The organism is Leptospira levettii (assembly GCF_002812085.1).
In the GTDB taxonomy this organism is placed as follows: Bacteria; Spirochaetota; Leptospiria; order Leptospirales; family Leptospiraceae; genus Leptospira_A; species Leptospira_A levettii.
In genome coordinates, this window is record NZ_NPDM01000008.1 from 51,592 (window position 1) to 64,133 (window position 12,542).

Here is a 12,542-nt window from a genome sequence, read left to right on the forward strand (position 1 = left end):
ATTGTGCCTAAAATTACTAAAACTGATTTTTCTATCCATTTTACCCGACTTGGATTTTTACACCGTCGTCGATGGTACCCATTTTTGGGACTCCTGAATGGCCTGTCGCTGCGATAAGAACTGTAAATATTCCCACCCTACCGACATACATCACAGCAGCATAAAATAACTTCTCGATATCCCCCAATTGGGAAGTCAGGTTCAAACTGTACCCCACTGTGGAAAACGAAGAAATCAATTCAAAAAAGATAACATGGAGAGAGTGTTGGTTTTGGTCCAAAACCCCAAGCAAAATGAATACAAATGCCAAGGATACCGTTGCTAAAAAATAAACCCGAATTGCTACTGCCACGGAATTTTTAGAAACCGTTTCACCAAATAACATGACAGGTTTGGAAGGTTGGATGACATTCTTTAAATAAGCAAGCAACAAAACAAAAGTTGTGATTTTGATACCACCCGCAGTCCCTTGTGGACCACCACCAATAAACATAAGTACGGTGATGATGATCACAGTCGCATCATTCAAATGGCCAAGGTCCATGGTCGAAAAACCTGCCGTTCGGGAACATACTGACATAAAAAATGCATTGGAAATTTTATCGACTAGTTCCATGCCATGAAAGGTATGAGGGTTACTCCTTTCTAAGAAATAAATTCCAAGGAATCCAAATAACAAGAGAGCAAAAGACCCATACACCAAAAGTTTAGATTGGATCCGCGTGGTTTCTCCGCGTAAGTGTTTGTTGTATTCTTCAATTCGATTTTCTAAAATAGCAGAAAACTGTGCAGGTAATAACAAAAAACGAGGGACATTCCCTGTTTTTAAAGCTTTTTCCATCATAAGGGTCTCAGCGACCACTTCAATGCGGTAAACAATTCTCACAAAGATCGTGAGTAAGACTTTTTCGAGTAGGATGATGACAGGAAATCCAATCCCTCCGAAAATCACAAGCCCGGAAACGATATACAGAGAAAAAGGATCCAATCGTAAGGCACTGAGGTCATCTGTGATCGAAAAACCTGCGTTATTGAAAGAAGAAACTGCGGTAAATAGGGAAAAAAACCAACGGGTATTCTCCCCTTCCACTCCTTCTGGCATATGGAGGTATAAACCAATGGCTCCAAGGATTTCGATCGAAAAAGAAATATTGATAATGGAAAGTAAAATCCGGTTCACTTCATTGGTGGCAAGTGATTCTGTTTCGGTTTGGGTGTCAATGGCAGCACCAACAAAGGCATTAAACCGAGCATTCCTGGAAATCCCTTTTGTGATGAGAAACCCCACAATCACCGTAAAACTGATGATCCCAAGTCCCCCCAGTTGGATGAGGAATAACATGATCCAATGAGTGGAGGAGTTCAGTCCCGAAAGGGGGATGGGTGACAAACCCGTCACACAAATGGACGAGGCGGAGAGATAGAGACTATCGACATAGGACAACTCACCTTCTTCCGAAATGTACAAGCCAAACGACCCAAGTAAGATGGCGGCAAAAAAACCAAGGCACACCACTCGGGCAAAAGACAAAGTACGAAAAAATCGATTGAAACGAGCAAGTGGCATATTTCCCTATTCTCTACTTTCTCCAGGATTTTCCCGCTAACCAAAAATCCCAAGTACTTTACAAACGCAGTCCATTTCAGATTTTGGTAGAATCAATTCAACTTTAACCTTATTTTTGAGGAAAATATGACCTCTGCGACGCAAGCAACCAAACGTGATCCAAAATTGGAAAGAATCCGTAATATCGGGATTTCCGCACACATTGACTCTGGGAAAACAACCCTAACAGAACGTATCTTATTTTATACGAACAAAATTCACGCCATCCACGAAGTACGTGGAAAAGACGGTGTGGGTGCCACTATGGACAGTATGGACCTCGAACGAGAAAGAGGGATCACTATCCAGTCAGCAGCTACTTATGCTACCTGGAAAGACATTACCATCAACATCATCGATACTCCGGGCCACGTTGATTTCACGATTGAAGTAGAACGTTCCCTTCGTGTACTTGACTCTGCGATTATGGTTCTTTGTGGTGTTGCGGGAGTTCAATCTCAGTCCATCACGGTTGACCGTCAGATGAAACGTTACAACGTTCCACGTGTTGCCTTTATCAACAAACTTGATAGAACAGGTGCAAACCCATGGAGAGTGATTGACCAACTCCGTGAAAAACTCCACCTCAATGCCCATGCAGTACAACTTCCGATCGGACTCGAAAACGATCTGAAAGGAATTGTTGACCTTGTGGAAATGAAGGCATATTACTTTGAAGGTCCAAACGGACAAGATATCAAAATCACTGACATCCCAGATGAATTAAAAGACCAAGCGAACGAAAAACGTGAGGCTCTCCTTGATGCAGTGTCACTTTTTAGTGATGAACTCACAGAAGAGATGTTAGAAGGAACTCCTTCTGAGGCTCGTATCAAAGAAGCGATTCGTCGTGGTGTCCTTGCACTTAAATTTGTTCCTGTGTTTATGGGATCTGCGTTCAAAAATAAAGGAGTTCAAAGACTTCTGGATGGAGTCGCAGACTACCTTGCATCTCCTTATGATGTTGAAAACACAGCAAAAGAGATTGGAAACGAAGAAAACGAACTCATTTTAGATTCTGATCCAGAAAAACCACTCGTATGTCTTGCTTTCAAATTGGAAGACGGTCGTTACGGTCAGTTAACTTATGTTCGTGTTTACCAAGGTAGACTCGAAAAAGGGATGACGATTTATAATTCATCTAACAACAAACGCCACAACATTGGACGTCTTGTTCGTATGCATTCAAACGAAATGGAAGATATTTCAAAAGCGGAAGCGGGAGATATCGTTGCTCTATTTGGTATCGATTGTGCATCAGGGGATACATTCACTGATGGAAAAACAAAACTCACTATGGAGTCTATGTTTGTTCCAAACCCTGTAATCTCTCTTACCATTGAATGTAAAGAGTCAAAACAACTTCCAAACCTTGCAAAAGCTCTCAACCGTTTCACAAAAGAAGACCCAACCTTCCAAACGGAAATTGATAAAGAGTCCGGTCAAACCATCATCAAAGGGATGGGAGAACTCCACCTCGAAGTTTACATCGAACGTATGAAACGTGAGTATGGTGTGGACCTTGTGACTGGTGCACCTCAGGTAGCTTACCGTGAAACCATCACGAAATCGGCAGAATTTGATTACACTCATAAAAAACAAACGGGTGGTCAAGGTCAGTTCTCTCGTGTGGCTGGTTACATCGAACCAATCCCACAAGAAGAAGGAAAAGACTACGAATTCGTAGATAAAATCGTGGGTGGATCTATCCCTCGTGAATACATCGGATCTTGTGATAAAGGTTTCCGTTCTTGTTTGGAAAGAGGATCCCTCATTGGATTCCCTATCATAGGAGTTCGTTGTGTGATCAATGATGGTGCTTACCATGATGTGGATTCATCCGATATGGCGTTCCAAATTGGAGCTCGTTACGGATTCCGCCAAGGTTTCTCAAAAGCAGCACCAATCATCCTCGAGCCAATCATGCGTGTGGAAGTGGAAGGTCCAACTGAATTCCAAGGTGCGATCCTTGCTTCTGTGAACCAAAGACGTGGTATGATCTTAAACACAACAGAAGAGAACGGTTATGCAAAAATTGAAGCAGAAGTTCCTCTTGCTGATATGTTTGGTTATTCGACTGTTCTTCGTTCCTCTACCCAAGGAAAAGCCGAGTTTGCTATGGAATTCTCCAAGTATGCTCCTGTTCCAAGAAACGTAGCGGAAGAGCTAATGAAAAAATACAAAGTCAACAACAAAGACGAAGAATAAAACTTCGTCCTTTCAATCTGTTTGGTTTTGGAAAAGGCGGGTTTCTCCCGCCTTTTTTATTGCCCTCCCGCTTTTTCATGTCGATACTTGCCTTAGGGAATTATGCGAAAACAAGGCATCATATTCAGTTTTGGTTTGGTACTGATCACCTTCCCCATCCTTTCCAAACAAATCCAAAAACAAACTCCCAACCAAACAAACCAAATGACATACCGAGTTGTCAAAGGTGATTCTTGGTATGGAATCGCTCGTAAAATGAATGTTCCTGCCGAAACCTTGGCAAAGTTAAATGGAAGGACCACTGCCGAAAATTTGTTCGAAAATGAAAAATTACGAATTCCAAGAGATAAGGAAACCAAATCCATTTCGTCTGAAACAAAGATAAAAGAAAAAATAGCCTTCCCTCTTGGACAAAAAGAAAAAATCCAAAAGAAGTTTTCTGAACTTACGTATGACCCTTATAAAGGAATTCAATTCCAAAGAGGGAGTTCCTCTCTTGTCCGTGCCAGTTTTTCAGGGAAAGTCGTACATGTAGATTATATGGATGGGTATGAAAACTTTGTGATATTAGAACATGAAAACGGACTTTATTCCGTTTACGGAAATTTAGAAAGGATCCAAGTCACAGAAGGCCAACATGTGAATGCAAAAGATCGATTGGGAATTTTAGCAAAAGACAAGGGATTGTATTTCCAAATCAACCAAAACAAAACCAATTTAAATCCTGAACTCATCTTACAAAGGGGGTTTGAATGACCCGACCTATTTTGTTACAATCTGCTTCCCTATTCCGAAATGGAAAAATGGAATCAAAAGATCTTCTGTTTACGGGTGAAAAAATCACAAGTATCGAAGACTCTATCACACCTAACAAGGATATGTTTACAGTTTCCTTACAAGGGAAAAAACTTTATCCTGGATTTATCAATTCACATGACCATTTGCTCGCCAGTTACTTACCAAAAGTAGGTGGAACAGAAAAACACCTTTCCTGGTTATCCTATGATAATTTGTATAAAAGTTCAGGTGTGTTTGCAGAACGCCAACAAATTGATCCAGAAATTTTATACTACCTCGGTGCTTATAAAAACTTATTTGCAGGTGTGACGGCTGTCTTTGATCACATTCCTCATTTTGTACAAAACCCCTTTCGAGGAATTTTACCTGTCAAATTGATATCGGATTATACCTTAGCACATTCCGTAGGGAATTATAGTTTGGATTGGGGTGAAGGGCCTGCATTAGAATATAGAATGGCAGAACACGCAAACCTTCCTTTTGTCACTCATTTAGCAGAAGGTTTAGATGATGATTCCAAACAATCCCTTCGTATGTTAGAAAAAATGGATGCTCTTGGGCCTCATTCTGTTCTTGTTCATTGTTTGCCATTTGGACCAAAAGAAGCTGATAAAATTGCAGAAAAAGGTGCATCCATTGTTTGGTGCCCTACTTCAAACCTCCACATCTTTGGAAAAACTACCAATATCAAACTCTTCCTAGAAAGAGGAGTTAACGTTTGTTTGGGGACAGATTCTTCTCCAAGTGGATCCAATCATTTATTGGAAGAACTAAAAACTGCAAAATCCATTTATTTTGGATTATACGGTGAAGAACTACCTGAAGAAACATTATTAAAAATGGTTACGGAAAATCCAAGAAAAGCCTTTCGGATGGGAAATCCAAATTCACTAATGCCTGGTTTAAATTGTGATTTTGTCGTGATCAGTGATGAGAAAAAAACTTCTGAGTTAAATGTATCGGAACTTCATTGGAAACACATTGATTTAGTTGTCATCGATGGTTATCCCATTTATGGATCACTTGAATTTTTGTCACTCTTCCAAGAGTTTGGATTGGGTACAGAAGAAATTTCGATCGAAGGAAAAAACAAGTTGGTTGCGGGTTCACCAAAAAAACTCATGAAACAAGTTTCTGACAGTGTCGGTTACAAAAAGAGTTTGGCTTTTTTACCTAATTTTTAAAAATGAAGCGCAAGCGAGGCATGAGTGTCAGGTCCTATCGTACGAAATTATAAAGGTGGTTCCATTGTCTATTTTGAAAAAGACAAGGCAGAGGATATCTTTGTACTACAAAAAGGCCGAGTTGTACTAACTTACACGAATATCAATGGAGTGGAACTCAAAGAGGATGTAAAACTCGGTGAGTTTTTCGGAGTGAAGAGTGCCATTGGTCGTTACCCTAGGGAAGAAACAGCGCAAGTGATTGGTGCTGCAACAGTGCTTGTCTTCAAAGTGCCTGAATTCGAAAAATTTGTCTCAGATAAAACCCATCTCATCATCAAAATGCTCAAAGTATTCTCAAGCCAACTGAGGCAAGTGCACAGACAGGTTAGGGAAATCCTCGGACAAGGGGAAGCGAAGAACCCAGCATTTGAGCTCATGAACGTTGCAGAAGTTTTTTATAAAAATGGTAACTTTGACCATGCAGCCTATGCATTTGAGAAATACATCCAGCATTATCCGGACGGAATGTACTTAGACCGAGCCAAACAACTTTTAGACTTAGCTCGCAAAAAAACACCATTCCCTCTCACCATACAAGAGTTAGTTTATAAGCCCGAACCAGGATCCCAAACAGGAAAACTCCAAGAGATGTTAAAAACGATGGCAGTCCAATCACCAACTGCCACTTCCAGTGTGGACCCAAATTCCATTCTTTCCCAATATGACAAAGCATCCACTCTCATGAATGCAGGGAAATATGCAGATGCGATTGAACTCTTCAAAACTGTATCCGATCGAACTGATTCAGTGACTCAAGAAGAAGAACAGTTTGTTGAAAATTCACTTTTTTATATGGGAAAATCTAGTTTTAAAGCAAAAGATTATCCAAGTGCCATTTCTCATTTTTCCAGTTTTATCAAACGTTATCCAAAAGGACTACTGCTCAAAGAAAACCTTTACCATTTGGCTCTCGCAACAGAAGCCTCCGGGGACAAAGAAAAAGCAAAACAACTCTTCCAAAAGGTAACACAAATGCCTCCTATGGATGACAGTATCTCAGAAGATGCCAAATCCAAACTCAAAGGAGGTAGATAGTGAACGACCAAATGTTAGAAGCTATGTTTGGGAAATTTGGAAAGGTTTTCCAACCAAACGAAGTTTTATTTTGTGAATACGAACCTGGTAACGATTTTTACCTCATCAAAGAAGGCAAAGTCAAAATCACAAAAACCATAGGCACAAGTATCAAAACCTTAGATGTCTTGGAAGCAGGTGATATTTTGGGAGAGATGGCAATTTTAGAAGAACAACCTAGATCGGCCACTGCCATCGCTGTGACGGAAGTCAAAGCTCTCAATTTTAATCGTGCAAACTTTGAGATGCTCATGACCAAAAACCCTGCTCTTGCGATGAAATTATTACATATCTTTTCCTTTCGGATTTATGACCAAAAAAGACGTCTGATGATCCTTCTTATGGATGACATTGTAGGAAAAGTTTGTGACGTCTTTGTGATGTTATACGAGAAGCAGTATAATAATGATGTATATAATGAAATCATCCTTTCTGCAACAGTGGATGACATTGCCAATTGGTGTGCCCAACCCGTGGGCGAAGTCCAAAAAGTCCTCATGCAATATGTAAAAACTGGGAAACTTGACCTCTACCCAGATAAAATTGTTATTCACAATATCTCCGATTTTCAAAGGATAGTGAATCAGAAACGTAAACCTACGTAAAGCTCCCATAGCTCAGGTGGATAGAGCACTAGTTTCCTAAACTGGGGACACAGGTTCGAATCCTGTTGGGGGCAAAAGATCATGGCGGAACAACCAGGAACCTTACTTTATTATCTCAAACGTTCCACAGAATTTCTGGAAAAAAAAGAAATTCCAAACCCTCGTGTCGATGCTGAATGGCTTCTCTCGGACCTACTTGGTTTACCTCGTATCAAACTCTATTCCCAATTCGAAATGCCACTTTCTCCCAAAGAAATTGATTTGTACAGGGAACGAATTGTAGAACGAAGCAAACGAAAACCCGTAGCCTACATCACTGGGAAAAAAGGATTCCACCAATTTGAATACTTTGTATCAGAAGATGTTCTCATCCCGAGACCAGAAACGGAAGAACTCGTTGATTTTCTAATGAAACAAAAAGAAACACTCGCAAACGAATTTCCGAATGGAATACAAATTTGGGATTTGTGTTCGGGAAGTGGTTGTATTGGTCTTAGTTTATCACAACTTCTAAAACCAAATCTTGTTGTGTTATCTGATATTTCAGAAAAGGCAATCGAAACCAGTAAAACAAATGCCGACAAATACAAACTAACAGACGTTCAGTTTTATGTTTCGAGTCTGGACAATTCTCTGCCAAATGAATTACGTTTTGACGTCATTGTTTCTAACCCTCCTTATATCCCAGAATCTGAAAAAAAAGACATTATGCCAGATGTTTTGGAGTATGAACCACACCTAGCATTGTTTGTTTCTGATATACTCTCCTTTCATCGAGAATTATTTGATTCCGTTAAGAGAAGATTAAAACCAGGTGGTTGGTTTCTAATGGAAACACATCCAGGTTATATCCAAGAATTAGAAACATTGGCCAATCGTTTAGGATTTGTTTCCTCAAAGAAGATTTTGGATAGTTCTAATAAGGAACGTTTTTTGTTTCTGAAAACTGAATCGAAGTTTGAATCTTAAAGAGAGTTACAAACAATTCTTTTTCATTTTCCTCACTCAGATTTTTTTTAAAGACTAAATCTGCTTCTCTGACAACAGGAATCCCCTTCTCCCATATGGATTTCCCTTTGGTTGTTAATTTTAAGCTAAAACTTCGTTTGTCTTCACTCGATTGGATTCGTTTGACCCATCCCTTTTTTACCCAACTATCAACTAACCTAGAGATTGTGGTTTTATCTTTGGCCAATCGGTCACTTAAGGTTTTTTGGTTCAAACTTTCCTTTTCCATTAGAGGAATCAGTTGGATCCATTCTTCAAATCGCATCCCTACTCGATTCGTTTCAAACTCGTTTGCGAGAAACTTCCGCATCTGGAGTAAAGTTTCACTTAAGTGAATGCCTAAATAGGAAAAAATTTCATTCATTCCCCAATCTTAAATTAAATGATGGAATTGGCAAGTTTTTTAGTTGCATATAGCAACTATATAGTTGTATATAGCAACTATATAGAAAATAAAAACTCACCAAGTATGGTGAAAGGGAATGTTATGGAATGGAAATATCAGACAATCCAAAGGGATGGATTTGATTTTTTAATCGCACAAAACAAAACAATCGGACCAAACCTCTACTGGCTAGGAAGTGCTCTTTACTACCCAAGGGTGATCCCAGAGGAGATGGCATCACAGTATCACATCACGGTTGTGGATCATAGAGGATTTGCAAACCGTATAGATCCTACTTCCGAAAACGAATCCACGTATGATTTGGATCTGGTATTGGATGATTTTTACTTTTTCCAAAACCAATTGGAAATTCCTGCCTGTACAATCCTTGGCCACTCAGGCCATGGATACATGGCTTTAACGTATGCAAAAAAATACCCAAACAGTGTTAATACACTCGTGATGGTAGCGACAGGCCCAAACCATGGTGTCCCCCTCTTGGAACGAGAAACATACTTTGTTTCCTTCGCCACAGAAGAACGAAAAGAAAAACACAGACAACTCCAAAACAAATTCCAAAATCTAATTGAATCACATCCTGAAGGCCTTCCGAACTTTTTTAATTTGTTTTGTGTGAGCCAAGATGCACTCGGTTTTTATGATTTAAAAATGGACTCTACTCATTTATGGGATGGAGTAAGAACCAACAAACTAGCGTTTGATTATTTGTTTGGGAAAGTTTTTGTCGAGATCAATGTCGAAAATTACCTATCGACCTTAAAACTTCCAATCCAACTCATATTAGGAAAGTATGATTTCCAAGTAGCTCCTTATTATACATGGGATACAATCATAGAAAGATTTCCTGGAGTGAAACGAACAGTCCTTGACCAGTGTGGTCATTTGCCATTTTTCGAAGACCCAATTCGTTTTATGCAAGTGTTGGATTCGGAATGAAGGCATTGAACTAAGATACAGAATTTTTCGGACAAACAAAAAAAGCCCACTGGGATTATTTCACCAAGTGGGCTTCGAAGTCAGAAAAAATCCCTACCAGTCAATTCAGTAGGGAAATCTGTGTTAGAGTTTAACCTAACATATCTTTTACTTCGTTTCTTTCTTCTTTTAATTCATTGTGTGTGATATCAAATTTTTCCTTACCGAAAGCATTGATTTCAAGGCCAGTTACGATCTCTACTTTTTTTCCATCAGATTTGAGAGGGTATCCAAAGATAAGTCCTTTGTCTACACCATACTCACCATTGGAATGACAAGCTGCACTAAACCAATCTCCAGGTTTTGTTGGAGTTACAATGTTATGTACTGTGTCGACCACTGCATTGGCAGCAGAAGCAGCAGAAGAAGCTCCTCTTGCAGCAATGATAGCAGCTCCACGTTTTTGAACTGTAGAGATAAAATCTCCCTTTAACCAAGCTTCGTCGCTGATTAGGTCAGTTGCTGGTTTTCCTTTGATTTTTGCATTATAAAAGTCTGGGTATTGAGTTGCAGAGTGGTTTCCCCAAATCGCAACATTGGAAACATCTTTTACAAGGACTCCCGCTTTTTGTGCCAATTGAGTTTTTGCACGATTTTCATCAAGACCTGTCATCGCAAACCATCTGTCAGACGGAACACCTTTTGCATTATTCATTGCAATGAGTGCATTCGTATTACAAGGGTTACCTACAACAAGAACTCTTACATCACTTGCTGCATTTTTTTCGATCGCTTTTCCTTGGGTTGTAAAAATACCACCATTGATTTTGAGAAGGTCACCACGTTCCATACCTGCTTTTCTAGGAACAGAACCTACGAGAAGTGCCCAGTTGATATCACGGAATGCTTCGTCTAAGTTAGAAGTCACTGATACTTTTTCGAGCAATGGGAACGCACAGTCATCCAATTCCATGATGACACCTTTCGCTGCAGGGAGCGCTTGTTCCAATTCTAATAACTGGAGTTCGACAGCTGTGTCAGGTCCAAACATTTGTCCTGAAGCGATACGAAATAAGAGTGCATATCCGATTTGTCCGGCCGCACCTGTTACAGCAACTTTTACTTTTTTGCTCATATAATTTTTCCTTTTTGGTTTATAAATCTTTATTGTTTCAGTTCTTTTTGGATGATCTCATCGAAGTTTTCAAAAGGTAAAGCACCCGATACAAAGATACCATTGATAAAAAATGCAGGTGTTCCACTGACTCCTACTTTTTGTCCATCTTGGATATCGACATCGATTTCACTTTTTAACTTTGATTGGTCTTTCATACAAGCTTGGTATTTGTCTTTGGACAATCCTGTTTTTAAAACCAATGAATCTACATTTGATTTACTCAAATTACCACTGTTATCAAATAAAACATTAAATACATCCCAATACTTTCCTTCCTCGATAGAACAGTTTGCTGCCATGTGAGCGTACATTGCATCTTGGTGGAATGGGAGAGGGAAATCACGGAATACCCATCGGATCTGCCCTTTGTATTTTTCTCGGAGTTGGCGGTTCACATCTTGGCTTCGTTTGCAGAATGGACATTCAAAATCTGAAAATTCAATCACTGTAATCTTTGCATCTTTTGGTCCCATACTTGGATTATTTTTTTCATCCACAGTCACTCGGATCGATTCAGGTTCTTTGATTAAAAAATCAACTGGGTATTTTGTGATAATCTCACGGTATTTGTTTCTGCTGTGTTCTTGTTCTTGTTGGTTTTTTAAAAATCCAACAATTTTCTCTTTTGTTTCAGCGAGAGATTTTCCACCTAACTGCGCTTTGTTAGACATATATACGTTTAAGATTTCTTCTTCCGAAGGTTCTCTTAAAACCAATCCTTCGTTTAAAACTTCAGAAGGTTTGATGTTTTTATCTTTTGCAACTAGTTCAAATAATTTGTCTTGAGCAAATTCACCAAATGTATTTTTGAGAAGGGCTTTGTATTCAGATTGGAATTTGGAATAAGCAATCGGTGAGGAGTCTTTCACGTCACTCAAGTCGTATTTTTTTCCACCGATACTCACTGCATCTTGGGTGATGTATTCTTTCACAAATGAAGGAACACTGACTAAAAAAAGCACGGCAAAGACCAAATTGGTCCCTATGAAGATTTTAGAGATGGGCGAAGCCATCCACGATTTAAAATTATTTTCCATCTCTGCCAGCTTCCCGGCCATAAAGCGGGCAATCAAACGTAAAAATCCTAAAAAATGTTTCGATTTTCGCTAAAGCGAACCTCGATTTGACCGAAAATCTGAGGGAGGGAAAAGGAAAGTTTTTTCTTCAATTTTCGATCCTGAACACGGAGGTTTGGGAACTATGAATACAATCAATATCCAAGGGAATCCCGGCCTATCCATCCCCCCTACCTTTCCCACTCAAACGGGAAAACAGTCGGAGGAAGGAAAGGAATCTTTCCCTAAAAAAAATAACAACGAAGTGCCTGTAACAGAAGCCAAAACAAAATCGGAACCAAAAGTAAAACCGGAAGATTTGGTTTTAAAACCGACACCGGCTTCTCTAGAAGAAAAATTAAACCAAATCATTTCTCCGGAAGAAGTGAAGGACCTTCTTTCCCTTGTGACAAGAACTCCTCTTCCGGAAACAAAAAGCCATAAGGTTGATACAAAAAGGTAAT

12 protein-coding genes and 1 tRNA gene are annotated in these 12,542 nt (G+C 39.5%); 9 read left to right on the plus strand and 4 right to left on the minus strand.

The genetic code is table 11. The annotated features are described in order from the left end of the window. Nucleotides 1-40: 40 nt before the first annotated feature. On the minus strand, nucleotides 41-1,567 hold the full coding sequence (locus CH354_RS17090; RefSeq protein WP_100727604.1) for a TrkH family potassium uptake protein: 1,527 nt from the start codon (nucleotides 1,565-1,567) through the stop codon (nucleotides 41-43). Nucleotides 1,568-1,693: 126 nt separating this feature from the next. Between CH354_RS17090 and fusA the strand changes: the two genes are divergently transcribed. The 7 genes from fusA to prmC all read left to right on the plus strand — a co-directional run bounded on the left by fusA (nucleotide 1,694) and on the right by prmC (nucleotide 8,486). Further along, entirely contained in the window at nucleotides 1,694-3,814 is a 2,121-nt protein-coding gene (fusA, locus tag CH354_RS17095) for an elongation factor G (RefSeq protein WP_100727605.1), read from the plus strand. A gap of 102 nt (nucleotides 3,815-3,916) precedes the next feature. Continuing rightward, nucleotides 3,917-4,570, plus strand: coding sequence for an LIC_10271 family cell wall hydrolase (locus CH354_RS17100; protein WP_100727606.1), 654 nt, complete (start codon nucleotides 3,917-3,919; stop codon nucleotides 4,568-4,570). Beyond that, complete coding sequence (locus CH354_RS17105) at nucleotides 4,567-5,796, plus strand: amidohydrolase family protein (protein WP_100727607.1); 1,230 nt, start codon at nucleotides 4,567-4,569, stop codon at nucleotides 5,794-5,796. The genes CH354_RS17100 and CH354_RS17105 overlap by 4 nt, the downstream gene beginning before the upstream one ends. 24 nt (nucleotides 5,797-5,820) lie before the next feature. Next, nucleotides 5,821-6,873 carry a tetratricopeptide repeat protein gene (locus CH354_RS17110; protein ID WP_100727608.1) on the plus strand — a complete coding sequence of 351 codons (1,053 nt, stop codon included), beginning with the start codon at nucleotides 5,821-5,823 and terminating at the stop codon, nucleotides 6,871-6,873. Nucleotides 6,874-6,884: 11 nt separating this feature from the next. After that, nucleotides 6,885-7,517, plus strand: a complete 633-nt coding sequence (locus CH354_RS17115; protein WP_039928954.1) for a Crp/Fnr family transcriptional regulator — start codon at nucleotides 6,885-6,887, stop codon at nucleotides 7,515-7,517. Between the two features lies 1 nt (nucleotide 7,518). Next, nucleotides 7,519-7,591: transfer RNA gene (locus CH354_RS17120), tRNA-Arg, on the plus strand. 7 nt (nucleotides 7,592-7,598) lie between these two features. Further along, the gene (prmC, locus tag CH354_RS17125; RefSeq protein ID WP_100727609.1) at nucleotides 7,599-8,486 is read left to right on the plus strand and encodes a peptide chain release factor N(5)-glutamine methyltransferase; all 888 of its coding nucleotides are present in this window, start codon (nucleotides 7,599-7,601) and stop codon (nucleotides 8,484-8,486) included. Here the strand turns inward: prmC and CH354_RS17130 are convergent. Then, nucleotides 8,434-8,889, minus strand: a complete 456-nt coding sequence (locus CH354_RS17130; RefSeq protein WP_243396139.1) for a MarR family winged helix-turn-helix transcriptional regulator — start codon at nucleotides 8,887-8,889, stop codon at nucleotides 8,434-8,436. The genes prmC and CH354_RS17130 overlap by 53 nt on opposite strands. 123 nt (nucleotides 8,890-9,012) lie before the next feature. On the opposite strand from CH354_RS17130, the gene CH354_RS17135 reads away from it, so the two are divergent. Continuing rightward, on the plus strand, nucleotides 9,013-9,867 hold the full coding sequence (locus CH354_RS17135; RefSeq protein WP_100727674.1) for an alpha/beta fold hydrolase: 855 nt from the start codon (nucleotides 9,013-9,015) through the stop codon (nucleotides 9,865-9,867). A gap of 130 nt (nucleotides 9,868-9,997) precedes the next feature. Here CH354_RS17135 and CH354_RS17140 read toward each other — a convergent pair whose 3' ends face one another. Then, entirely contained in the window at nucleotides 9,998-10,981 is a 984-nt protein-coding gene (locus tag CH354_RS17140; RefSeq protein ID WP_100727610.1) for a malate dehydrogenase, read from the minus strand. 29 nt (nucleotides 10,982-11,010) lie between these two features. Beyond that, on the minus strand, nucleotides 11,011-12,060 hold the full coding sequence (locus CH354_RS17145; RefSeq protein WP_100727611.1) for a DsbA family protein: 1,050 nt from the start codon (nucleotides 12,058-12,060) through the stop codon (nucleotides 11,011-11,013). 163 nt (nucleotides 12,061-12,223) lie between these two features. Here CH354_RS17145 and CH354_RS17150 point away from each other — a divergent pair, with 163 nt between their 5' ends. Further along, the gene (locus CH354_RS17150) at nucleotides 12,224-12,541 is read left to right on the plus strand and encodes a hypothetical protein (protein WP_100727612.1); all 318 of its coding nucleotides are present in this window, start codon (nucleotides 12,224-12,226) and stop codon (nucleotides 12,539-12,541) included. Nucleotide 12,542: the final 1 nt, after the last annotated feature.

Excerpts from the sequence above, each read along its gene's own strand:
- CH354_RS17140 (WP_100727610.1), bottom strand. The coding sequence starts at position 10,981 with ATGAGCAAAAAAGTAAAAGTTGCTGTAACAGGTGCGGCCGGACAAATC.
- CH354_RS17145 (WP_100727611.1), bottom strand. The coding sequence starts at position 12,060 with ATGGAAAATAATTTTAAATCGTGGATGGCTTCGCCCATCTCTAAAATC.
- fusA (WP_100727605.1), top strand. The coding sequence starts at position 1,694 with ATGACCTCTGCGACGCAAGCAACCAAACGTGATCCAAAATTGGAAAGA.
- CH354_RS17115 (WP_039928954.1), top strand. The coding sequence starts at position 6,885 with ATGTTAGAAGCTATGTTTGGGAAATTTGGAAAGGTTTTCCAACCAAAC.
- CH354_RS17105 (WP_100727607.1), top strand. The coding sequence starts at position 4,567 with ATGACCCGACCTATTTTGTTACAATCTGCTTCCCTATTCCGAAATGGA.
- CH354_RS17100 (WP_100727606.1), top strand. The coding sequence starts at position 3,917 with ATGCGAAAACAAGGCATCATATTCAGTTTTGGTTTGGTACTGATCACC.
- CH354_RS17130 (WP_243396139.1), bottom strand. The coding sequence starts at position 8,889 with ATGAATGAAATTTTTTCCTATTTAGGCATTCACTTAAGTGAAACTTTA.
- CH354_RS17135 (WP_100727674.1), top strand. The coding sequence starts at position 9,013 with ATGGAATGGAAATATCAGACAATCCAAAGGGATGGATTTGATTTTTTA.
- CH354_RS17090 (WP_100727604.1), bottom strand. The coding sequence starts at position 1,567 with ATGCCACTTGCTCGTTTCAATCGATTTTTTCGTACTTTGTCTTTTGCC.
- prmC (WP_100727609.1), top strand. The coding sequence starts at position 7,599 with ATGGCGGAACAACCAGGAACCTTACTTTATTATCTCAAACGTTCCACA.
- CH354_RS17150 (WP_100727612.1), top strand. The coding sequence starts at position 12,224 with ATGAATACAATCAATATCCAAGGGAATCCCGGCCTATCCATCCCCCCT.